This window comes from Arthrobacter sp. 754 (assembly GCF_040548695.1).
In the GTDB taxonomy this organism is placed as follows: Bacteria; Actinomycetota; Actinomycetes; order Actinomycetales; family Micrococcaceae; genus Arthrobacter.
Window position 1 is genome coordinate 380,911 of sequence record NZ_JBEPSC010000005.1, and the last position, 21,150, is coordinate 402,060.

The following is a 21,150-nucleotide window of genomic DNA, read 5'->3' on the forward strand; positions in this document are numbered from 1 at the left end:
TGACACGTGATACCTATCCCCATGGAGAACCTCAATGACGCGCACCTCTTTCAATGCCGGCTGGGCGGTACGGCCGAAGGTCGGCCTCTTCGCTGAGTTTGACGCGCCGGTTGCCCCGCCGCAGTCCGTCACCCTGCCGCACGACGCACTGATCGGCCTCCCGCGCTCTGCCGGTTCCGCCCAGGGTTCGCACGCCGGCTACACCCCCGGAGGCACCTTCGAATACTCCAAGACCTTCGAGGCGCCTGAGGACTACCGGGACAAGCGCGTCTCCCTGGAGTTCCAGGGCGTGTACCGCGACGCCATGGTCTTCGTCAACGGGGACTTCGCCGGCCAGCGCCCCTTCGGCTACTCCACTTTCACGATCCCGCTGGACCCTTTCCTGAAGTATGGCCAGGAGAACACCATCCGCGTCGATGCGCGCGTCCATCAGGATTCGCGCTGGTACTCCGGCGCCGGCATCTACCGCGATACGTTCCTGAACGTCACGGACCCGGTACACCTTGCCACGAACGGCGTCCGGATCTCGACGCCGGACATCACTGCCGGCCGTGCCGTCGTGCACGTCGCCACCACCGTGGAGAACGAAAGCCTGTCCACTGCCACGGTGACGGTCGGAACGAAACTGTACGACGGCGACGGCTCGGTTGTCGCCGTCGGCTCCGCGCCGGTGACACTCAAGGCGGGCAGCACCGCCGTCGTCCGCCAGCGCCTGTACGTCACCGAACCACTGCTGTGGGGACTGGAGCGCCCGCACCTTTACTCGGCGCGGACTGAGCTCCGCGACGAACTGGAGGTGCTGCAGGCAGAGCGCACCACCTTCGGCATCCGGTCCCTCCAGCTGGACCCCTTCAACGGCCTTCAGATCAACGGCGAGACCGTCAAGCTCCGCGGCGCCTGCATCCACCACGACAACGGCATCCTCGGCGCAGCCACCATTGCCCGCGCGGACGAGCGCCGCGTGCAACTGCTGAAGGAAGCCGGCTTCAACTCCATCCGCAGCGCGCACAATCCGGTCAGCCAGGCCATGTTGGACGCCTGCGACAAGCACGGCATGCTGGTCATGGACGAAACCTTCGATGTGTGGACCGAAGGAAAATCCGCGTTCGACTACTCGCTGTCCTTCCCCGAATGGTGGGAACGCGATGTTGAGGCCATGGTGGCCAAGGACTTCAACCACCCGTCCGTGGTGCTCTACTCCATCGGCAACGAGATCCCGGAAACCGGCAGCGGCCTGGGCTCCGGCTGGGGCCGCCGGATCGCGGAGAAGATCAGGTCCCTGGATTCCACCCGCTACATCACCAACGGGATCAACGGGTTCGTCTCGGTGATCGCGGACGCCGCGGCCATGATGAAAGAGGCCGGCGCCGGCGATGACAGCCAGGGCGTCAACGCCCTGATCAGCGAAGCCGGCGAGGCGATGGGCCGCATCAGCGCATCCCCTCTCGTGTCGGAGCGCACGGCAGAATCCCACGCGGCAGTGGACGTGGCCGGCATCAACTACGGTGACGGCCGCTATGTCATGGACAAGGACCTCTTCCCCAACAGGATCATCGTCGGAACCGAAACGTTCCCTGACCGGATCGACGTCCTCTGGAAACTGGTGGAGGAAAACCCGCACGTGATCGGCGATTACACCTGGACAGGCTGGGACTACCTCGGCGAAGCAGGCATCGGCCGCGTGCAGTACACCGATGGGAGCGATGGCAAGACCTCACTGGCAGCCCCGTACCCCTGGCTGCTCGCCTGGTGCGGTGACATCGACATCACCGGCTACCGGCGGCCCGCCTCCTACTACCGCGAGACGGTCTTCGGGCTCCGGCACGAGCCGTACATCGCCGTCCAGCGCCCGCAGAATTACGCCCGTGAACACGGGATGGGGCCGTGGACCTGGACTGACTGCATCTCCAGCTGGAGCTGGGACGCGGCCGACGGGTCCCCGGTTAGGGTTGAGGTCTACAGCGATGCTGATGAGGTGGAGCTGCTCCTCAACGGCTCCGCCGTGGGCAGGGCCCCGGCCGGAGCCGCGCACCGGTTCCGCGCACACTTCGAGCTGACCTATGAGCCCGGTGAGCTGGTGGCAGTGGGCTACGTGAACGGCACGGAGCAGGCCCGCACCACACTCCGCACGGCAACGGGAGATATCCGCCTCACCGCCGGCGCAGACCGCACGGAACTGGTGGCCGACCACTCAGACCTCAGCTACCTGGCCATCGAGTTCCGCGATGCAAGCGGCACCCTGGCCTCGAATGTCGAACACAGCGTCACCGTGACGGTCCAAGGGGCCGGCGTGCTCCAGGGCCTGGGCAGCGCCCGGCCCGACACCGAGGAGCTGTACACGTCGAAGAGCCACACCTCGTTCGACGGCCGCCTGCTCGCCGTCGTCAGGCCCACCGCTGAAGGGGAGATCACCGTCCATGTCAGCGCTGACGGTTTCGAACCCGTCACCGTCAGCCTGGCTGCAGCCGCCCCCGCAATTTCCCAAAACCGCGACGAGCTCGCCATCATGGCCTGACCTCCGGTCCCCCCCAAAAAAAAGGAACAGCGGGCGACGGCGGGAATCTCCCGCCGTCGCCCGCTGCCTTCAGCGCGGTGTCTGTCAGAACGCTTTGAGGATGTCTTCGACGCGTGTTTTGGCGTCGCCGAAGAGCATTTGGGAGTTGTCGCGGTAGAACAGGGGGTTCTGGACCCCTGCGTAGCCGGCGGCCATGGAGCGTTTGAACACGATGACGTTCTCGGCTTCCCAGACGCGCAGGACGGGCATGCCCGCGATGGGGCTTCCCGGATCCTCAGCGGCGGACGGGTTGACGGTGTCATTCGCGCCAATGACCAGGACCACGGAAGTGTCGCCGAGGTCGTCATTGATTTCATCCATTTCCAGGACGATGTCGTACGGGACTTTGGCTTCGGCGAGGAGGACGTTCATGTGTCCGGGCAGGCGCCCGGCGACCGGGTGGATGCCGAACCGGACATTCACGCCCTTCTCGCGGAGCTGATGGGCGAGTTCGGCTACGGGGTACTGGGCTTGGGCCACGGCCATGCCGTAGCCGGGGGTGATGACCACGGACGAGGCGTTGGACAGCATCTCGGCGGTGGCCTGGGCGGTGATTTCGCGGTGCTCGCCGTACTCGGCGTCCGCCGCGGCCGGGGCGGCGATGCCGAAGCCGCCGGCGATCACGGAGATGAAGGACCGGTTCATGGCTTTGCACATGATGTAGGACAGGTACGCACCCGAGGATCCGACCAGGGCGCCGGTGATGATGAGCAGGTCGTTGTTCAGCAGGAAACCCGCGGCGGCCGCGGCCCAGCCGGAGTAGCTGTTGAGCATGGACACGACCACGGGCATGTCGCCGCCGCCGATGGAGGCCACCAGGTGCCAGCCCAGCCCGAGGGCGAGGATGGTGACGACAATGAGGAGCCAGAGCTGGGAGTCGTTGACGTACCAGACGGTCAGGACGATGAACGCGGCCAGCGCGCCGAGGTTGATCGCGTTCTTGCCCGGCAGCATCAGGGGTGAGGACTTCATCCGGGCGGAGAGTTTCAGGAACGCCACGATCGAACCGGTGAAGGTCACCGCACCGATGAACACGCCGATGAACACCTCGGCGTGGTGGACGGCCATCAGCTCCGGTGACAGGGACGGGGCTTCGAGGTGCCCGTTCCAGCCCACCAGCACGGCGGCGAGGCCCACGAAGCTGTGCAGCAGCGCAATGAGTTCGGGCATGCCGGTCATTTCCACCACCCGGGCCCGCCAGAGCCCGATGGCCCCGCCCACGATCACCGCGGCCAGGAGGAGGACCAGGCCGGTGAGGCCGTGGCCGGTGCCCCAGGCGCCCTGCAAGGTCAGCCAGACCGTGGCAGCGAGGGCGATGACCATCCCGGTGATGCCGTACACGACGCCGGCGCGCGCGTTTTCGTGTTTGCTCAGGCCGGCAAGGGACAGGATGAACAGCAGGGCCGCGACGATGTACGCAGCTCCGGCGATGGTGTCGGCGGTCAACGGACCGGAGACGGTGTCAGACACGGTAAGGCTCCTCGGGACGATTCGGGCTGCTGCTTCGGTGACGGCGCTCATTTACGGGCCCCGTCTCCGCGGGAGAACATCGCGAGCATCCGCCGGGTCACAGCGAACCCGCCGAAGATGTTGATGCTGGCCAGCAGCACCGCGACAGCGGCGAGGACCTGCATCACCACGTTCTCCGAGGTGACCTGCAGCAGCGCGCCGACCACGATGATCCCGGAGATCGCGTTCGTGACGGACATCAGCGGGGTGTGCAGGGCGTGGTGGACTTTGCCGATCACGTAGAAGCCCACCACGACCGAGAGCATCAGAACGGTGAAGTGCTGCGGCAACGGCGCCGGCGCCACCGCGTTAACCAGGAACAACGCAGCGATGCCGGCCGCAAAAAGGCCTGCCTTGCCGGCGGCGCTGAGGCCCTGCTTCTTCTTCGGGGCGGTGCTTTCGGCGGCCTGGGCCTTGGCCGCGGGTGCGGCGGAGACCTGGACCGGGGGCGGCGGCCACGTCTTTTCACCATCGCGCACCACCGTCACCGAACGCTGGACCACATCATCAAGGTCGATCCGCAGCACTCCGTCCTTGTCCTTGGTCAGGAGCTTGAGGAGGTTCAGCATGTTCGTCCCGTACAGCTGGGACGCCTGCGCCGGCAAACGGGCAGGCAGATCCGTGTAGCCCAGGATGACCACCCCGTTCTCCGTCACAATCCGTTCCCCGGCCACGGAGCCTTCCACGTTCCCGCCCTGGCCGGCGGCCATGTCCACGATCACGCTGCCGGACTTCATGCCCGCCACGTCCTCGGCCGTGAGCAGCTTCGGGGCCGGACGGCCCGGGATCAGGGCGGTGGTGATGATGATGTCCACATCCGCTGCCTGCTCGCTGTAGATCTCCGCGGCCCGGGCGTTGTACGCCTCGGACGTGGCCTTCGCGTACCCGTCGGAGGACTTCATCTCCTCCTCCACCTCAACCTTGAGGTAGGTCCCGCCGATCGACTTCACCTGGTCAGCGACCTCAGGCCGCGGATCAGTCGCCCGGACAATCGCGCCCAGGCTGGACGCAGCCCCGATCGCCGCCAACCCGGCAACACCTGCTCCGGCCACCAGGACCTTCGCCGGCGGGACCTTGCCCGCCGCAGTCACCTGGCCCGTGAAAAACCGGCCGAACTCGTGCGCGGCCTCAATCACCGCACGGTACCCGGCGATGTTCGCCATCGAACTCAGCACGTCCATGGACTGCGCCCGCGAAATCCGCGGCACAGCATCCAAGGCCAGCGCCGTGATCGGCCGCGCCGCCAGGGCCTCCACCAACTCCGGGCGCAGGCCAGGGCTCAGCGAACCGATCAGCGTCGCACCCTCAGCCAGCCGGTCAATCTCCTCCTCCGTGGGCGGGTTGATCCGCAGCACCACCTCAGACCCCCACGCCTCATCGGCGCCCACAATCAGGGCGCCGGCCTCAACATAGGCCTCATCACGGAACGACGCGGACTCCCCCGCGCCCTTCTCCACCACAACCTCGTAGCCCAACCCCAACAACTGCTTGACCGTGGTGGGCGTCGCCGCCACCCGTGTCTCGCGACCCAACTCGGCCACAATGCCAATACGTGTCACGTTCGCTCTCCTTCATCCATACAAAAAGCCCGGCGCGCGCAAACCGCCGCCAGGCAAACCCACGTTGGTTCGTTTCTTCAAGGACATTGCAGGGACCCGTCAGCCAACAGCCAACGGGTCCCTAAAACTCCTGTTCAGTATGCCTTAGTGCCGTTATATGACGTTTTCCATGACGACGGCGAGGCCTGCATCTGAACGCAGTGCTATCCGGAGATCATCGCGATTGACCCCGAAGCGCGGGCGCCGGGCCGGCCCTAATCGAGTGGTCGGGAGCCCTGACCGGCCAAAAACCATCGGCACCTGCCTGCGTCACAGTTATCGGATCCACGATGCCGGGGTTTAGGGCAGACTGGTGGCGTGAGTGGAATCCGGTGGGTGCTGCACGTCGATCTCGACCAGTTCATCGCGGCGGTCGAAGTGCTCCGGCGGCCGGAGCTTGCGGGCAAGCCGATCATTATCGGCGGCCGGGGTGACCCCACGGAACGGGCTGTGGTGTCGACCGCATCCTATGAGGCCAGGGCGTTCGGCGTGGGTTCCGGAATGCCCTTACGTGTCGCGGCCCGGAAAGTGCCCGGCGCTGTGATCCTGCCCGTTGATCATGAGGCCTACCTCGCGGCTTCTGAAACGGTCATGGCTACCCTGCGCGAGCAGCCCGGCGCCACCGTGCAGGTGCTGGGCTGGGATGAAGCCTTTGTAGGCACTGAAACAGAGAATCCGGAAGCCTACGCCATGCAGATGCAGGCCGCTGTCCTGGAACGAACACAGCTGCATTGCAGCGTGGGCATCGGTGACACCCTGGTCCGCGCCAAGGTCGCCACGGGCTTCGGCAAACCTGCAGGCGTCTTCCGTCTTACGGCCGCGAACTGGCTCGACGTCATGGGCAGCCGGCCCACCAAGGACCTGTGGGGCGTCGGAACCAAGGTGTCGGGCCGGCTCGCCAAACTTGGCATCAACACAGTCGCCGAGCTCGCCGCGTCCGATCCGCAGGACCTGGTCCCGGAGTTCGGTCCCAGGATGGGTCCCTGGTACGCGGAGCTCGGTCGCGGGGACGGCGCCAGCGTCGTGGACGACACCCCGTGGGTTGCCCGCGGGCATAGCCGGGAGACCACCTTCCAGCGGGACCTGACCGAGACCGCCCAGGTGGACGAGGCGGTCAAGGAACTGACTGCCCGTGTGCTTGAGGACGTTGTGGCCGAAGGAAGGCCTGTGGTTGGGCTGACCCTCAAGGTTCGGTACGCGCCGTTCATTACCAGGACCCACGCGAGGAAGATCCCTGAGACGTACGACACGAACGAAATCCTCGCGCGGGCCCTGGACCTGGCGGCCGGAATCGAAGCGGGCCGGCCCATCCGGCTCCTGGGCCTGCGGGCGGAAATGGCAATGCCCGACGACGCCCGAAAGGGACATACTCCGACGCGAGGCGGTTGGTGACGGCGTCGATCCGCGGAAACGACGGCCGTACGAGATGCTGATCCGGCCCTCATCTTTTCTTGAGTTCTTCGGCCAGCATCACAATAATGCCGCTGGGACCGCGGACGTAGGTGAGCTTGTAGACGTCCTTATAGGTCGCCACGCCCCGAAGCGGACGGCAGCCGTGCCTCGCGGCTATCTCCAGGGCTTCTTCGATGTCATCGACTGAGAACGCGACGCGGTGCATACCAATCTCGTTGGGAAGGGTGGGCTCCGACTCGATCGCATCCGGGTGAATGTACTCGAAGAGCTCAAGGCGACCGTTACCGTCCGGCGTTTGGAGCATCGCTATTTTGGCGTGGTTTCCGTCAAGCCCGACGGCGGTGTCGGCCCATTCGCCACTGACAGTGTCACGGCCGACGACCGTGAGACCGAGGTCGGTGAAAAAGGAGATCGTTGCTTCGAGGTCGCGAACGGCGATTCCGACGTTCTCAAATTTGATGGTCATGCGTTGCACGCTACCGAGCCGGGCCACACAGCTCCAGTAGCTGCAGGTTCGAGCCCACGCGCACATCGGCACCTGCCGACGTCGCCAGCAAAGACACTTCCGGACCTCAGGCGCTCCGTGAAGTGGGGCATGGCCTACTACGGTGTCTGTCATGGGGGCGCTTCAGCTGCGGCGGATTTGCCGGCCCGCGTGGATGAAGCAAGTCACGTCCGTGCCGGGTGCCGGTGGCAGGAAGCGCTAAAACCCGCGGCTGCAGTACGGCTGAAGCAGCCCACCTCCTGGCCGATATAGGCTGGAGAAGACGCTGGCCCCGGCCAGGGTCAACCCGTCGCCTTTCCGGGCGTCCCGGGATCGGACGGAAGGGCTTCCTCGCCATGAACGAACCTGACTGGGTCCAGCACGCCATCTGGTGGCAGGTGTATCCTCTCGGCTTCGTCGGCGCCGAGAAGACCGCAACGTCGGATCCCGCCGCCGACCACCGGTTGCTGGGCCTTGTCCCATGGCTGGACTACGCCGTGGAACTCGGGGCGTCGGGGCTGGCCCTGGGCCCCATCTTCGCTTCGGAGACGCACGGGTATGACACCACGGATTACTTCCGGATTGATCCCCGGCTCGGCTCCGGGCAAGACTTCGACACACTGGTGGCCGAGGCACACCGTCGTGGGCTGCGCATACTGCTCGACGGCGTCTTCAACCACACCGGGCGCTCCTTTGCGCCGTTCCAGAATGTCCTGGCCCACGGGCCGGCGGCGGACACCGCGTCCTGGTTCTCGCTGGAGTGGCCCGACGGGGCCGCTCCCGGCACCGAACCCGGGTACCGTGACTTCGAGGGCCACCACCACCTCGTGGCCCTCAACCATGACGAGCCGGCCGTCGCCGATTTCGTCGTCGAAGTTATGGAGCACTGGCTACTACGGGGTGCGGACGGCTGGCGACTCGACGCCGCATATGCAGTCCCGGCGTCGTTCTGGGCCCCTGTCATCGCGCGCGTCCGATCATCCCATCCGAATGCGTACTTCGTGGGCGAGTACATCCATGGCGACTATGCGGCGGAAGTACGATCCGGGGAGCTCGATTCCGCCACGCAATACGAACTCTGGAAGGCTGTCTGGAGTTCGCTCAACGACGCAAACTTCTTTGAACTCGCTGCCGCGCTCGAGCGGCACAACGTGCTCTTGGCCTCCTACGCGCCGCTCACGTTCATCGGCAACCACGACGTCACCCGCATCGCGAGCAAGCTCAGCGATGCCGCGCTCGTGCCGCACGCCGTCGTCGTACTTCTCACCGTCGGCGGGACGCCGTCCATCTACTATGGTGACGAGCAGGGTTACCGGGGCGTCAAGGAGGACAGGGCAGGGGGTGACGACGATGTCAGGCCGCTCTTCCCGTCCTCCCCCGACCAGCTCTCCGCCTTGGGGGGAACCGTATTCGCCGTGCACCAGGAGCTCATTGGGCTGCGTCGACGGAACCCATGGCTGCACCGTGCCGCGACGGACGTCATCCAGCTCTCCAACGAGGTGCTTTCATACCGCGTCGCGGTCGACGCCGATAGGCTCGTCGTCGCGTTGAATCTCTCGCACGAAACCCAGAAAATCAGCGCGGCGGGCGCCACCACCGTCGTCGCCGGACACGCGGCCGTCGATGTAGGCGCGAACACAGTCGTGGTGCCCCCGCGAGGGTGGGCCGTCCTCGGCTGAGGCAGGAGCAGGAGCAGACGCTCGTGACCATCTCCACGCTGGTGGGCCTGGTACCGCGCCCCGATTGGGGCCGCACATAAACGTCCGGGAACTTTCGGTCGCCTCTGTCGGTCCGCGGTGGGACCATACAGGCATGGCACCCATTCAGCGCATCCGCCCCCAGGGGCTCGTTTCAAGCCCGGCCTTCAGCCACGTCGCCATCGTGCCGCCCGGCGCGACCACCATTTACGTCGGTGGGCAGAACGCGGTCGACGCCGACGGCGCACTGATCGGTGCGGGCGACGTCGCCGTGCAGTCTGCCCGCGCCCTCGAAAATGCGAAGACCGCACTCGCAGCGGCCGGGGCGACCCTCACCGACGTCGTTCACTGGACTGTGCTCTTCGTCGACGGCGCTGACCTCGCGGCGGGGTACGGTGCGATCGCTCCGGTTCTCGCCTCTAAAGAACCTGCCTTGGTGACCGCCGCGTTTGTCGCCGGGCTGGGCGTGCCCGGGGCACTCGTCGAGATCAGCGCGGTCGCCGCCGTCCTGCGATGAAAGTCCAGCTTGAGACAACAGCCGTCAGGTCGACCGGCTGCCCGGCGGTCCGCTGAGCACTGTGGGAATGTAATCAAGCAACTGGAGCCGGCCGTCGAAGGTCCTGCTGTCCACCATCTCAAGGGCGACGTCCGGATAGCCGTCGTAGATCCGTTCCCGCCCGGTACGGCCCGTGATCACGGGGAAGACCACCAGCCGGAACCTGTCCACAAGCCCGGCGGTCAGCAGCGACCGGCAGAGGCTGAGGCTCCCTAAAGTGCTCAGGGGGCCGGTGCGCGTCCGCTTCATCTCGCTCACGGCCTCAACCGCGTCCCCGGTCACCAGCTCCGAGTTCGGCCAGGTCAGGGGCGCCTGCATCGAGGAGGAGAAGACGACCTTGGGGACGGCGGCAAGGCCCGTCAGGCTGGCCCCCTCTTCCTCCGAGAATTCCGAGCCCCCGGCCGCGGCCTCCTCTGACATGCCGGACATCAGCCGGTAAGTATTCGCCCCCAGGAGGAAGGTGTAGCCCTTCTCGCCCTCCTGCTCCAGCCAGCCCAGGTACTCCGGCCCTTCAAGACCCCACCAGCCAGGCCATCCCTCGGCCGACGCATACCCGTCCAGGGAGATGATCAGGTCGATCATCAGGGACGCTGATGATGCCTCTCCAGTTTTCCCGTCCATGGCCTTCTCCTCGCTTCAGCCGGCTTCAGTCTCCGCTGGCACCAAGCGGTGCGGGTACTCCGTCGGTGCGCGTGCCGGCAATGCTATGCCCCGGGCGATCAGACCTTCAAGGGCTGAATGGACCCACGGAGATCAAGCGCCCCGGTGCTGGGCAGACAAGCCCTGGCCGGCGCCCCTGCACAACAGTCGACCCTGCCCAACCGTGCACGGCGTTAGGGTGTGGATATGGGGAACATGACCGAGATCAGGACTGCCGGTGTTGTCCTGGCCGGCGGCGCCGGAACGCGGCTGGGGAGGGGACCCAAGGCTCTTCTTTCCTACCGCGCCCGCCCGCTCGTGGAATCAATCGCCGGAGCACTGCTCGATGGCGGCTGCCACGAAGTGGTGGTGGTGCTCGGCGCCCGCGCCGCCGACGTTGCGGCCTTAGCGGAGCTGGACCACTACCGGACTGTGGTCAACGAGGACTGGGAGTCCGGAATGGGCAGCTCGTTCCTGCTGGGCAACGCCGCGGCTGACCCGAAATGCCACCTGCTGATTGCCCTTGTGGACCAGCCCGGCCTCACACCCCGGATTGTGACGCGCTTGCTGGCCGCCCATCGTCCGGGGCGGATCACTGCCGCCGCCTACAGCGGCGGTGACGGGGAGGGCAACTCAAACGGAACGGTCCGCCGGGGGCATCCGCTGCTTATCGACGTCGACCTCCGGGACGCTGTTGCGGCAACAGTGACGGGCGACGCCGGCGCACGCTTCTTTCTGAAGTCCCACCCGGAACTGGTGGACGAAGTGGACTGCAGCGACGAGTCAACGGGCGAGGACATCGACACCCCGGAGCAGCTCCGCCTGCTGAACTAGTCTCTGCCCAGGCCGGCCCTGAGCAGCTCCTGGAGGCCCTGCTTGAAGCCGGCCCGCCCGCCATGGGCGGGATGCCTGATTTTAGGTACGTCCAGTCCTGTTCGAACGAGGCTTCGGTGCGCAACATTTCCGACGGCCACTACGAATTCGATGTGGAACAGCTCCGTCAGCTCCTGCCAAAAAGGAGTTCCCAGGGCCGCTTCGGCCGCAGTCGGGGTGCGGTTGGACCTGGGGCGACCCGGCACGTGGGTATGCCACGGACAGGCGCTCCACAGCAGGGGAAGGAACCGCAGCTCCGCCAGGACCTCCCACATCACCGTTGCCGTCGGCTCAGCCGCGGCTTCTGCCGCCTCCGCCGGCAGCGCATAGCCTTTTCCAGGCCCGAACAGGCCGAAGCTGTTGGCCGGCCCCTCGAACATGGTGCGGTTGGTGAAAGGAACCCCGGTGATCCTCATGCCCCTAAAACCCGGGGCCTCACCGAGGAGCAGCACTTTTGGCGAGCGGTCCAGCATCTCCTGCAGGTAGATCTCCAGGTTCCGGCGGCGCACAGCATTTCCCGGGATGGTGTCATCGAAGAAGTTGGTGCGCCCATGCGCTGAGGGCGCAGCCGAGAGCCGCTCCGTTAAGGCCCTGACCGAGGATGCAGCCATTCATCTGCCCCGGTGGACTACGACAGGCCGCCTACCAGCGCGGGTGGATGGCCTCACGGAAGTAGTGGTCGTAGATCCAGCGCACGCCCTCATCGAACTGACTGTCCAGGGAAACCTCGGCCGCAGCAGCATTCGCGATGGCCTGGTCCACGTTGCGTGCGCCGGGAATCACGGTGGTCACGCCGTCCTGTGCGGCGATCCAGGCGATGGCAGCCTGCGCGGTCCCAACACCTTCAGGGACGAGCTGCTGGAACTCGGAGACAGCCTTGAGCCCCAGTTCGTAGTCCACGCCGGAGAAGGTCTCGCCGACGTCGAACGATCCGCCGGTGCGGTTGTAGTTGCGGTGGTCATTCTCCGCGAAGGCTGTGTCCTTGGTGTACTTGCCCGAGAGCAGGCCCGAGGCGAGAGGCACCCGGGCGATGATGCCGACGCCGGCAGCCTTCGCGGCGGGCAGGACCTCGTCCAGCGGCTTGAGGCGGAAGGCGTTAAGGATGATCTGGACTGATGCGGTGCCCTGATGCCTGATGGCTTCGAGGGCTTCGTCCGTGCGTTCGACGCTGACCCCGTAGTTGCGGATGGCTCCCTCGGAGACCAGGGTGTCCAGCGCGTCGTACACCTCGTTGTTGCTATACACGGCGGTGGGCGGGCAATGCAGCTGGACGAGGTCCAGGCTGTCCGTGCCCAGGTTCTTCCGCGACCGGTCCACCCACTGGCGGAAGTTGGCCAAGGTGTAGTTCTCCGGCAGCTGGTCCATGCGGCGGCCCATCTTGGTGGCCACCGTGATGTCCAGCCCGGGATTGTCCTTCAGGAACTTCCCGATGGCCTGCTCGCTCTTGCCGTCGCCGTAGACGTCTGCGGTGTCAAAGAAAGTGACGCCGGCTTCCACCGAGGCGGCCAGGATTGCCTGCGCCTGTGCCTGGTCAACGTTGCCCCAGTCGGCGCCGAGCTGCCAGGTGCCCAGCCCCACGATCGAGACGTTCCGTCCGGTCTTGCCTAATATGCGCTTTTCCATCCCCCGACTATATGCAACGCGGGGTCAGATCCGGCCCAATTACGCCGCATTATTGGGCGTTATCTGACCCCGCGTTGCTCTGTGACGGAGGAGGGGCGGCGGATTTCAGGCCCAGGTAGATCCTGTCGCGCGCGATCGGCAGCGAGGCGAACCGCACCCCGGTGGCATTCCGGATGGCGTTGGCCAGGGCAGGCGCCACCGGGTTAAAGGGGCTTTCACTCATCGACTTCGCACCTAGCGGGCCCAGCTTGTCGTTGGTGTCGGCGAAGTACACCTCGCTCGGCGGCACGTCCGCGAACGTGGGGATGTGGTACTGCCGCAGGATGTCCGTGGTGACCCGGCCGGCGTCGTCCACCACCACCTCCTCGTACAGCGCGGCGCCCAGCGCCTGGGCGATCCCGCCCTCGATCTGGCCGCGGCACTGCCGGGGATTGACCACCACGCCGGCGTCGGCGGCCTGCACGCTCTGCAGGATCCGCAGCTCCCCCGTCGCGCGGTTCACGGCGACACGGAACCCGTGGACGTTGAACGCCACGGAGCGCGGCGTGCCGCCCCAGCGGCCTTCGGCGGCGAGTTCGACGCCGGCTTCCGCGGCGGCGTGCGCCAGTTCCGCCAGCGGCACGGGCGTTCCCTCGCACACCACCGTGTCGCCGTCGAGGATGCATCCGGAGGACTGGACCTGGCGGATCCCGGCGGCGAACGCCCGGATCCGGACAGCGAGTTCCTCCGCGGCGGCGAGTGTGGCCTTGCCGGCGACGACGGTGCCGGCGGAGCCGAACGCTCCCGTGTCGTGCTCGATCAGGTCCGTGTCTGACTGCCGGATGGCCACCCTGGAGGCGTTGGTGGACAGCGCGGTGGCGGCCAGCTGGGCGTGCACGGTGGTGGTGCCGTTGCCGAATTCGGCGGTCCCGACGTCGGCCTGGTACGTTCCGTCCGGCAGGAGCCGGAGCTTCGAATGGGCAAAGTGCCCGCGCGGCGGCACGGTGTCGATCATGGACAGCGCGGCGCCTTCCCCGGTCACCCAGTCCGCCCCAAGCCGGTCCAGCCCTGCGGCGCGGTCCCGTTCCAGGCCACGGTCCAGGGCATCGCGGACCAGGTCCAGGCACTGGTCCAGGCCGTAGCTGCCGTAGTGGACGTCCTCTGCCGGCTCCGAATGCGTGGAAAGCATGTGATCGCCTTCGCGGACCATGTTCCGGCGGCGGAACTCCAGCGGGTCCATCCCGATGCCGATGGCGAGCTCATCCATGGCGGACTCGATGGCGAAGATCATCTGGCTCAACCCATAGCCGCGGAAGGCGCCGGACGGGACAGTGTTCGTGTAGATCGCCTGCGCGTCCACCTTCTTGTTGTCGCAGTTGTACACAGCAAGCGACTCGCCACAGCCGTGGAACATCACTCCCGGGGCGTGGTTCCCGTAGGCGCCGGTGTTGGTCAGGACATCCAGCTTCAGCGCGGTCAGCCGGCCGTTGGCATCGGCGCCGGCCTTGAGCCGGATGGTGAAAGGATGCCGGGTGGTGGTGGCGATGAACTGCTCCGTCCGGGTCAGTTCGAGCTGGACGGGCCGGCCCAGCTTCAGGGCCGCCAGCGCCACAATGTCCTCGGTCAGCACTTCCTGCTTGCCGCCGAACCCGCCGCCGACGCGTCCTGCCACGACGTGGACCTGCGCCTCGGGCAGTCCGAAGACCCGGCACAGGGTGCGGCGGACCAGGAACGGGACCTGGCTGGAGGTTCGGACCTGTAGCCGGCCGTCTCTGTCCACGGAGGCGATGGCCGCGTGGGTTTCCAGTGCCACGTGCTGGACGCGCTGCGTCTGATAGGTCCGTTCGTGGATGAAGCTGGCGGCGGCAAAGCCATCCTCCACATTGCCCAGTTCGGAGTGGAGTTCGGCCACCACATTTTGCCCGGGCCGGGCGATCCGCGCCGTGGGGCCGTCCTTCTCCCCATGCACCAGCGGGGCGCCGGGGCGGATGGCGTCCTGCGGCGTGAACACAGCGTCGAGAACTTCGTACTCGACGGCGAGCGCCCGGACCCCCGCTTCGGCTGCCTGGACCGACTCAGCCACGACGGCGGCGACCCGCTGCCCGATGAACCTCACCACGTCATCGAGCACCCGGGTATCGTCCGGGTCGTCCGTGAAGAGCTCGTGCTGGGCAGTGGAGAACAGCCGCGTTGGCGCGTCCAGGTGGGTAAAGACCGCCACCACCCCGGGCACCATCAGGGCCGCCTCGGTGTTGATGCTGAGGATGCGGGCGTGGGCGTGCGGCGAGCGCAGGAGCTTCAGGTGCAGCAGCCCCTTCAGCTGGTCTGCGGGAACATCCAAGGTGTAGCGGGCGGCGCCGGTGACCACAGCCAGGCTCGCTGGGGCGGGGACGTCGTCGCCCATCCCGCCCGGCCGGGGTCCCGGCTGCCCCTCCCCTGCGATCCCAGAGCCCTGCCCTGCCGGATCCGGGTGCCCGGCCTGCCCGCAGACGGCGTCCGCGATGGCCCCGTAGCCGGTGCAGCGGCAGAGGTTGCCCTTGAGGATGCGGGGCAGGTCCGCCTTCTGGTCGGCCGTGAATGTGGCCGCCGTCATGAGCATGCCTGCGGTGCAGAAGCCGCACTGGAAGCCCTGGCGCTCCAGGAACTGCTGCTGGACGGGATGCAGCTCCCCGCCGGCGGCGCCGGCTGTTCCGGCCAGTCCCTCAATAGTGGTCACGGCGTGACCTTCGGCCCGGACGGCCGGGTAGATGCAGCTGTGGACCGGGGTGCCGTCCACGTGCACGGTGCAGGCACCGCAGTCGCCGCCGTCGCAGCCCTTCTTGACGCCCAGGTTCCCCTGCTCCCGCAGGAACGTCCGCAGGCACTGCCCGGGGCGCGGCGCGGTTTCCCCCGGGATGCCGTTGATCTCGATAGCCACGCTCAGACCCCTTCCTGCTGCGGTCTACGGGGCACACGCGGCGGCCAGAAGTCTCCGGACATCTGAAGGTCCGGGGCGCCCTCGGGTACAGCGAGTTCGGCGCGGATCTCTTCCGCGAGGCGGTACGTCATGTCCTTGCGCCAGGCAGGCAGGCCATGGACGTCGTCGTGGTACAGATCGTCGGGGACCGCACCGTCCAGCGCCGCGGAGAGTGCGGCGGCCTGCGGCAGGTGCCCGAAGCGCAGCTGCACGGGCCGTTTAGTCGCGGCGGTGACTGTCAGCACCAGGGGCGTCCCGGCGTCGAGTCTTCCGATCAGCAGCACACCGGAGCGTCCGAGGTTGCTCAGTGACAGGCGGCGGAACGCCACTCGGGAGGCAAGGGCCGACGCCGGCAGGTGGATGCTGCGCAGCAGCTCGCCGGGTGCCAGGCAGGTTGTCCCGTCCCCCGTGACGAGGTCGGTCACCGGGATGGTGCGGCTGGTGCCGCCGGGACCCAGGATGGTGGCCACACCGTCGAGAGCGGCACAAAGGGAGGTCATGGGTCCTGCAGGCAGTGCGGTGCAGATGTTCCCGCCCACGGTGGACATGTTCCAGACCTTGAAGGACGCAACAAAGGAATCGCAGCACGGCCGGAAGAGGTCCAGTGCGGGCCAGCCCCGCTGGGCCACCTCCGGCGAATCCGGCAGGGCATACAGCTCGGCCACCGTGCAGGTGGCGGCCAGCTCGATGCCGTCCTCGGTGACAGTGACGGGTGTCCAGCCGGCCGAGCCGAGGTCCAGGAGGCGCTTGAGCGGTTCGGGCCCGAAGGCGTAGCTGCCGTAGGAGAACAGGACGGTGCCGCCGGCCAGCCAGGCGTCGCCGTCCCGCCAGTCGGCCGGATCCGTGGCTTGGACCACCGCCTCGATGCTGTTCATATCCATGCGATCACCTCCGGGCTGACGGTGGCAGGGCACGCGGTGGCAGGGCCGGCTGCATCTGGGCCGGCTGTGTCTGTCGCCCGGCGTGCGGCGGGCTGGTGGATTGGACCGGAGGTGTCCCGCAGCGGGGCGCACGTCGGTTTCCGGTTCCCGGATGCGATGAGCTCTGCGGTGACCGAGACCGCCACCTCGGCCGGGGTGACGGCGCCGAGGTCCAGGCCGATCGGCGAGTGCAGCTGCGCGATCCGCTCCGGCGGCACCCCCGCGGTGAGGAGGTCCTCCATCCGCTGGAGGTGGCTGCGGCGTGATCCCATGGCACCGACGTAGGCAAGATCGAGGGCCAGGGCGGTTTCCAGCAGCGGGAGATCAAACTTGGGATCGTGGCTCAGGACGCAGGCAACGGTGCGCCGGTCGAGCCGGCCCGCTGCGGCTTCCGCTCCGAGGTACCGGTGCGGCCAGGCCGTGACCACCTCGTCCGCGCCGGCGAACCGGGCCTGGGCGGTAAAGGCGGGCCGGGCATCCACCAGGGTCACGTGGTATCCCAGCAGTTTGCCGGCGGGAATGAGGGCCGCGCCGAAGTCATTGGCGCCGAACACCAGCATGCGGGGCAGGGCGAGCCTGCTCTCCACCAGGAGCGTGATTGCCGTCCCTGTCACCAGTGGCGCCGTGGGGCCGGGGCCGGCAGGGCAGGTATCCGGTGTTCCAACGTGCAGCAGGCCGGTCCCGCCGCCCCGGAGCAATGATTCCAGCAGGGCCGCGCCGGAGGGCTCCACCCAACCGCGGTCCAGGTCAGGCTTCCCTGCCGTGCCCAGCAGGGTGGCAACCTGCGGCGATCCGGCCGCGGTGAACGTGTCAGGCTCCAGGATCACGACGGCGCCGCCGGTGTCCAGCCGGCGCACCAGTGCCACGGGGTCACCCGGCGGAACGGAGGCGAGCTGCTCCAGGGCTTGCCGCAGCTGAATGCCGCGGCCGCCGCCGGTGGGCTCGATGTGGATCTCCAGCTCACCGCCGCAGGTGAGTCCGGCGGCGAAGGCATCAGCGGCGCTGTAGCCAAACGTCCCATGGCGGGTGCCGCCGTCGTCCATTGCTTCCTGTGCGAGCGCCACCACGGCGCCTTCCACACACCCGCCGGACAGGCTGCCCAGGACATCCCCGGACTCGGCCACCAGCATCGACGTCCCCACGGGCAACGGCACCGAGCCTCCCGCCGCAACAATCGTGGCCACAGCGTACGGCTGACCGGCCACAGCCGGCGGCCAGGATCCGAGCGAAGGTATCAGGTCCAGCATGGCGGCGCTCCTTCTTCCGGAACTGCATTCGGGGAATGCGGTGATTCCCATATTGTCGTACCCCCGACGGTGAACAGGGGAACAGCGGCTCCCTAGTAATCGATCCGCGAGGTGAGGGTGTTCCAGGTGGTGAACGGCTCAAGCGGGGCCGGAGCCTGGGGATCGTTCAGCTCAAGCTTGGAGACATGCAACAGTGCGTCCCTGTCCCGGTTCTCGAAGTATTCGTAAAAAAGGGCGTCATCGAAACCGACGGACGCGGCATCGTGCCGGTCCGCGGCATAGACGACCTGCCCGATGCGGGCCCACAGCGCAGAGGCCAGGCACATGGGGCACGGCTCGCAACTGGTGTAGAGGACCGCCCCGGTGAGATCGTGCGTCCCCAATGCACGGCAGGCAGTGCGGATGGCGGTGACCTCGGCGTGCGCGGTGGGATCGTGGTCTGCGGTGACGCGGTTGACGCCGTCGAACGTGCGGCCATCAGCGGTCACGATCATGGCTCCAAAGGGACCGCCGCTGTTGTGTACGTTGGCTGTTGCCAGCTGGATGGACCGGGCCAGGTAATGTTCGGCGGTGACAATGCTACTCATGGTGGCTCCCTATGCGAGGAAGCCTGTATCCCGTTGCGCCAGTAGGACCAGATGCGACGGTTACCAGGCTTCAGCGTCTGCTGCGAGGTGATGTTGCGCCTGGTAGATAGCTGCCCGGAGTCCGGGTGCCCGCCTTTGGCAATTCCGAGATTAGCACCGGGATGTGGGCTCCGCCACGACGCCGCCGTCCGTCCCGTGGCGTGTCAGCTGTGTTTCATCCCCGGGCTGCGCATTCCGCTGTAGGCAACCGCCACCCCCGCCAGGAAAATGGCCACCGCGACATAGACGGGGCCGAGGTGCCCCAGCGTGGCCAGGCCCCACGGGTAATGCGCGGGGACGGACACAACGAGTCCGACGACGGCGACGGTCACGGCCGTGCCGAAGGCCCACCGCTCTCCCCGGCGCACGCCGAACCAGCACAGGGCCGTGATTGCCAGGCCAGTAGCGGCGATGAAGCCGCTGAGCGCAATGTGCAGGTGGCTGATGTAGTGGGACAGTTCCGGGCTGAATGCCTCAACCTCGGCCTTACCCTTGTCCACTTCGTCCGGACCGATGCCAAGCTCAAGGAACGCGCCCGTGAAGTTGAGGACCAGGAAGACTGCCGCATACCCCACGAAGGCCAGGCCGGCGATCGCCATCAGCGCGGCCCCCGTCCGCAGGCGGGACTGTTTCTCCTGGCTGGTTTGGATGGCAGGCATGGCCACCACTCCCTCTCGTATTCAGATGGATACTCGATAAGAGCGCCCTGACCGTGGGCAATGTCAAGAGATAACCGTGCAGCTTGGTACCTAGCCTCTGAGGAGTCCGGTGCCGCGCAGCCAGGATTCGACGGCCGCCCCGGCGTCCCGGACTTCCTCGCCCTGAACAGCGAGTCCCTGGCCGATGGCTGCGCCGGGGCAGGATGCGGCATAGTCCCGTTCGGTGGTGCCGAGGCCGCTCATGGCGTGGGTGGTGACGGGGTGGACGGTTTTGCCTGCGAAGTCGTACCGTTCGGCGAACGTGGACATGATCATCGGCGCGCGGCTGTTCCAGATCCCGCTGGCAAGCAGCACGGTGCTGTACTGGCCGATGTCCGGCAGCGGGGCAACCATGGCCGGGCGGGCGTCCGCGTTTTGCTCGCGGACGTTGCGCGCAACTGTCTCCTCGTAGTCCTCCGGGTAGGGCTCTGCCGCCTCGATCCGCAGGACGTCGCACGTGATGAGTGCGCTGATCATGCCGGCCAGGACCTCGGTGTTCCCGATCTCCAGGTTGGTCCGGCCCCCGTAGTAGTAGTTCTCCCCGGCGCGGGAAAAGTAGGCCAGCAGGATGTGCCCGTTTCCCCGTTGGGCCGGGGTGTTCTCTGCGCTGGGCGAAGGTGGCGTTTCCTGGGCGGGCTGGGCGCTGTCTTCCACGGCGCAGCCTGAAATTCCGGCGGTGACCATGGCCGCACCCAGACCCGTGATGGCCGTGCGCAGGACCGAGCGCCTGCCGACGGTCCGCTGGTTCTTTGTCATCTGGAGTCCTTCGGGTAAGTGGCAAGGGCAGCTGTTCCTCTAGTGGCCGGTGCGCGCTGAGTCCGGGGTGTGGGCTTCGTTGGCGGTCCAGCTGCGGAGCAGGTTCATGGCGTCCGCGGACGGCGTAGCGGGCTCGGGGAGGTAGGTCATGAGGCTCAAACCCGGAGTGGACGCCAGCGCGAGGACTTCGTAGCCGATGGTCATGTCACCCACGATGGGGTGGTGGATGTTTTTGGTTCCGGTGGAGTGGGTTCGGACGGTGTGTCCGCCCCACCAGGTCCGGAATTCATTGCTGCGGGTCGCGAGCTCCCCCACGAGTGCCATGAGCGCTCTGTCGGTAGGATCCTGTCCGGCCATGAGCCGCATCCCGGATACTGCTTCGCGGGCGGTTGTCTCCCAGTCCGGGTAGAAGACCCTTGGAGCGTTCATCCAGGAACAGGTAGCGGGCACTGTTCAGGACCGGTTTCCCGCCCGGGAAAAGGTCCGGAAACAGCGGGCGGCCCAGTGGATTGGACGCGACCGGATCGCCGAGCCTTGTCATCGCGATCGCGGGAACATCGCTCATCGTGTTGATCAGCTGCGTAACCCGCCGGGAGACCCGCAGCTCGGGTTTTGTCCGGGGTGCGCGGCGCGGCCCGGTCGCGGCACGGGTCAGATCGAACAAGTGTGCCGTTTCCGCTTCGTTCAGCTGCAGCGCCCGGACGAGGGCGAACAGGACGCTCTCGGACACCCCGCTGAGGTCCCCGCGTTCCATCCGCGTGTAGTAGGCGGTGCTGACTCCTGCGAGCTGGGCCACTTCCTCGCGGCGCAGGCCGGGGACGCGGCGTTCCCCACCGAACACTGTCAGGCCCGCCACCTCCGGGGTGATGCGGGCGCGCAAAGCGGTGAGGAACTGCTGCACGTCATTGCGGGTATCCATATCCACAAGGCTAGGCCGGTCAGCGCCACGTGTGGGAGCCCCTGGCGTTAACCCCCAGGGAAGAACGACGGCGGCACGCGGCTTTGGTGCCTTGCCGCACCAA

General features: G+C 67.0%; 19 protein-coding genes. 5 read left to right on the forward strand and 14 right to left on the reverse strand.

What is annotated here, in order from left to right; genetic code table 11:
- Positions 1-34: 34 nt before the first annotated feature.
- Entirely contained in the window at positions 35-2,515 is a 2,481-nt protein-coding gene (locus ABIA70_RS16420) for a glycoside hydrolase family 2 TIM barrel-domain containing protein (RefSeq protein WP_354148633.1), read from the forward strand.
- 84 nt (positions 2,516-2,599) lie between these two features.
- Here ABIA70_RS16420 and pntB read toward each other — a convergent pair whose 3' ends face one another.
- Positions 2,600-4,075, reverse strand: coding sequence for a Re/Si-specific NAD(P)(+) transhydrogenase subunit beta (pntB, locus tag ABIA70_RS16425; protein WP_354148634.1), 1,476 nt, complete (start codon positions 4,073-4,075; stop codon positions 2,600-2,602).
- Complete coding sequence (locus ABIA70_RS16430; protein ID WP_354148635.1) at positions 4,072-5,622, reverse strand: Re/Si-specific NAD(P)(+) transhydrogenase subunit alpha; 1,551 nt, start codon at positions 5,620-5,622, stop codon at positions 4,072-4,074. The genes pntB and ABIA70_RS16430 overlap by 4 nt, the downstream gene beginning before the upstream one ends.
- A gap of 357 nt (positions 5,623-5,979) precedes the next feature.
- On the opposite strand from ABIA70_RS16430, the gene ABIA70_RS16435 reads away from it, so the two are divergent.
- Positions 5,980-7,053: a DNA polymerase IV gene (locus ABIA70_RS16435; protein ID WP_502917219.1), complete on the forward strand. Its 1,074-nt coding sequence runs from the start codon at positions 5,980-5,982 to the stop codon at positions 7,051-7,053.
- A 49-nt stretch (positions 7,054-7,102) separates the two neighbouring features.
- On the opposite strand, the gene ABIA70_RS16440 is transcribed toward ABIA70_RS16435, so the two are convergent.
- Positions 7,103-7,540 (reverse strand): VOC family protein, encoded by a 438-nt coding sequence (locus tag ABIA70_RS16440; protein WP_354148636.1) that lies wholly within the window; start codon positions 7,538-7,540, stop codon positions 7,103-7,105.
- A 374-nt stretch (positions 7,541-7,914) separates the two neighbouring features.
- Between ABIA70_RS16440 and ABIA70_RS16445 the strand changes: the two genes are divergently transcribed.
- Both ABIA70_RS16445 and ABIA70_RS16450 read left to right on the forward strand, forming a co-directional pair.
- On the forward strand, positions 7,915-9,237 hold the full coding sequence (locus tag ABIA70_RS16445) for an alpha-amylase family glycosyl hydrolase (RefSeq protein WP_354148637.1): 1,323 nt from the start codon (positions 7,915-7,917) through the stop codon (positions 9,235-9,237).
- Positions 9,238-9,370: 133 nt separating this feature from the next.
- On the forward strand, positions 9,371-9,772 hold the full coding sequence (locus ABIA70_RS16450) for a RidA family protein (protein ID WP_354148638.1): 402 nt from the start codon (positions 9,371-9,373) through the stop codon (positions 9,770-9,772).
- 24 nt (positions 9,773-9,796) lie between these two features.
- Here ABIA70_RS16450 and ABIA70_RS16455 read toward each other — a convergent pair whose 3' ends face one another.
- Positions 9,797-10,432, reverse strand: a complete 636-nt coding sequence (locus tag ABIA70_RS16455; protein ID WP_354148639.1) for a dihydrofolate reductase family protein — start codon at positions 10,430-10,432, stop codon at positions 9,797-9,799.
- A 225-nt stretch (positions 10,433-10,657) separates the two neighbouring features.
- On the opposite strand from ABIA70_RS16455, the gene nboR reads away from it, so the two are divergent.
- A complete protein-coding gene (gene nboR / locus ABIA70_RS16460) occupies positions 10,658-11,284 on the forward strand; it encodes a nicotine blue oxidoreductase (RefSeq protein WP_354148640.1) in 627 nt (208 codons plus the stop codon).
- On the opposite strand, the gene ABIA70_RS16465 is transcribed toward nboR, so the two are convergent.
- From ABIA70_RS16465 to ABIA70_RS16510, 10 genes are all read right to left on the reverse strand, one after another.
- Positions 11,281-11,934, reverse strand: coding sequence for a uracil-DNA glycosylase (locus tag ABIA70_RS16465; protein ID WP_354148641.1), 654 nt, complete (start codon positions 11,932-11,934; stop codon positions 11,281-11,283). The two genes, nboR and ABIA70_RS16465, sit on opposite strands and share 4 nt — an antisense overlap.
- A gap of 31 nt (positions 11,935-11,965) precedes the next feature.
- On the reverse strand, positions 11,966-12,946 hold the full coding sequence (locus ABIA70_RS16470; protein ID WP_354148642.1) for an aldo/keto reductase: 981 nt from the start codon (positions 12,944-12,946) through the stop codon (positions 11,966-11,968).
- Between the two features lie 49 nt (positions 12,947-12,995).
- Positions 12,996-15,842, reverse strand: coding sequence for a molybdopterin-dependent oxidoreductase (locus tag ABIA70_RS16475; RefSeq protein WP_354148643.1), 2,847 nt, complete (start codon positions 15,840-15,842; stop codon positions 12,996-12,998).
- Positions 15,843-15,844: 2 nt separating this feature from the next.
- Positions 15,845-16,762: an FAD binding domain-containing protein gene (locus ABIA70_RS16480; protein WP_354148644.1), complete on the reverse strand. Its 918-nt coding sequence runs from the start codon at positions 16,760-16,762 to the stop codon at positions 15,845-15,847.
- Positions 16,753-18,048 carry an XdhC family protein gene (locus tag ABIA70_RS16485; protein WP_354148645.1) on the reverse strand — a complete coding sequence of 432 codons (1,296 nt, stop codon included), beginning with the start codon at positions 18,046-18,048 and terminating at the stop codon, positions 16,753-16,755. Before ABIA70_RS16485 ends, ABIA70_RS16480 begins: the two co-directional genes overlap by 10 nt.
- 92 nt (positions 18,049-18,140) lie before the next feature.
- Positions 18,141-18,635 (reverse strand): nucleoside deaminase, encoded by a 495-nt coding sequence (locus ABIA70_RS16490; RefSeq protein WP_354148646.1) that lies wholly within the window; start codon positions 18,633-18,635, stop codon positions 18,141-18,143.
- A gap of 203 nt (positions 18,636-18,838) precedes the next feature.
- Positions 18,839-19,333 (reverse strand): hypothetical protein, encoded by a 495-nt coding sequence (locus ABIA70_RS16495; RefSeq protein WP_354148647.1) that lies wholly within the window; start codon positions 19,331-19,333, stop codon positions 18,839-18,841.
- 90 nt (positions 19,334-19,423) lie between these two features.
- Positions 19,424-20,128, reverse strand: a complete 705-nt coding sequence (locus ABIA70_RS16500; protein ID WP_354148648.1) for a flavodoxin — start codon at positions 20,126-20,128, stop codon at positions 19,424-19,426.
- A gap of 39 nt (positions 20,129-20,167) precedes the next feature.
- On the reverse strand, positions 20,168-20,494 hold the full coding sequence (locus ABIA70_RS16505; protein WP_354148649.1) for an MmyB family transcriptional regulator: 327 nt from the start codon (positions 20,492-20,494) through the stop codon (positions 20,168-20,170).
- Positions 20,415-21,047, reverse strand: coding sequence for a helix-turn-helix domain-containing protein (locus ABIA70_RS16510; protein ID WP_354148650.1), 633 nt, complete (start codon positions 21,045-21,047; stop codon positions 20,415-20,417). Before ABIA70_RS16510 ends, ABIA70_RS16505 begins: the two co-directional genes overlap by 80 nt.
- Positions 21,048-21,150 lie beyond the last annotated feature (103 nt).

Bases quoted from the DNA above. Each gene is read 5' to 3' on its own strand.
- ABIA70_RS16485 (WP_354148645.1), bottom strand. From the start codon at position 18,048: ATGCTGGACCTGATACCTTCGCTCGGATCCTGGCCGCCGGCTGTGGCC.
- ABIA70_RS16445 (WP_354148637.1), top strand. From the start codon at position 7,915: ATGAACGAACCTGACTGGGTCCAGCACGCCATCTGGTGGCAGGTGTAT.
- ABIA70_RS16455 (WP_354148639.1), bottom strand. From the start codon at position 10,432: ATGGACGGGAAAACTGGAGAGGCATCATCAGCGTCCCTGATGATCGAC.
- ABIA70_RS16490 (WP_354148646.1), bottom strand. From the start codon at position 18,635: ATGAGTAGCATTGTCACCGCCGAACATTACCTGGCCCGGTCCATCCAG.
- ABIA70_RS16510 (WP_354148650.1), bottom strand. From the start codon at position 21,047: ATGGATACCCGCAATGACGTGCAGCAGTTCCTCACCGCTTTGCGCGCC.
- ABIA70_RS16420 (WP_354148633.1), top strand. From the start codon at position 35: ATGACGCGCACCTCTTTCAATGCCGGCTGGGCGGTACGGCCGAAGGTC.
- nboR (WP_354148640.1), top strand. From the start codon at position 10,658: ATGGGGAACATGACCGAGATCAGGACTGCCGGTGTTGTCCTGGCCGGC.
- ABIA70_RS16465 (WP_354148641.1), bottom strand. From the start codon at position 11,934: ATGGCTGCATCCTCGGTCAGGGCCTTAACGGAGCGGCTCTCGGCTGCG.
- ABIA70_RS16440 (WP_354148636.1), bottom strand. From the start codon at position 7,540: ATGACCATCAAATTTGAGAACGTCGGAATCGCCGTTCGCGACCTCGAA.
- pntB (WP_354148634.1), bottom strand. From the start codon at position 4,075: ATGAGCGCCGTCACCGAAGCAGCAGCCCGAATCGTCCCGAGGAGCCTT.
- ABIA70_RS16470 (WP_354148642.1), bottom strand. From the start codon at position 12,946: ATGGAAAAGCGCATATTAGGCAAGACCGGACGGAACGTCTCGATCGTG.
- ABIA70_RS16495 (WP_354148647.1), bottom strand. From the start codon at position 19,333: ATGCCTGCCATCCAAACCAGCCAGGAGAAACAGTCCCGCCTGCGGACG.
- ABIA70_RS16500 (WP_354148648.1), bottom strand. From the start codon at position 20,128: ATGACAAAGAACCAGCGGACCGTCGGCAGGCGCTCGGTCCTGCGCACG.
- ABIA70_RS16480 (WP_354148644.1), bottom strand. From the start codon at position 16,762: ATGGATATGAACAGCATCGAGGCGGTGGTCCAAGCCACGGATCCGGCC.
- ABIA70_RS16450 (WP_354148638.1), top strand. From the start codon at position 9,371: ATGGCACCCATTCAGCGCATCCGCCCCCAGGGGCTCGTTTCAAGCCCG.
- ABIA70_RS16505 (WP_354148649.1), bottom strand. From the start codon at position 20,494: ATGCGGCTCATGGCCGGACAGGATCCTACCGACAGAGCGCTCATGGCA.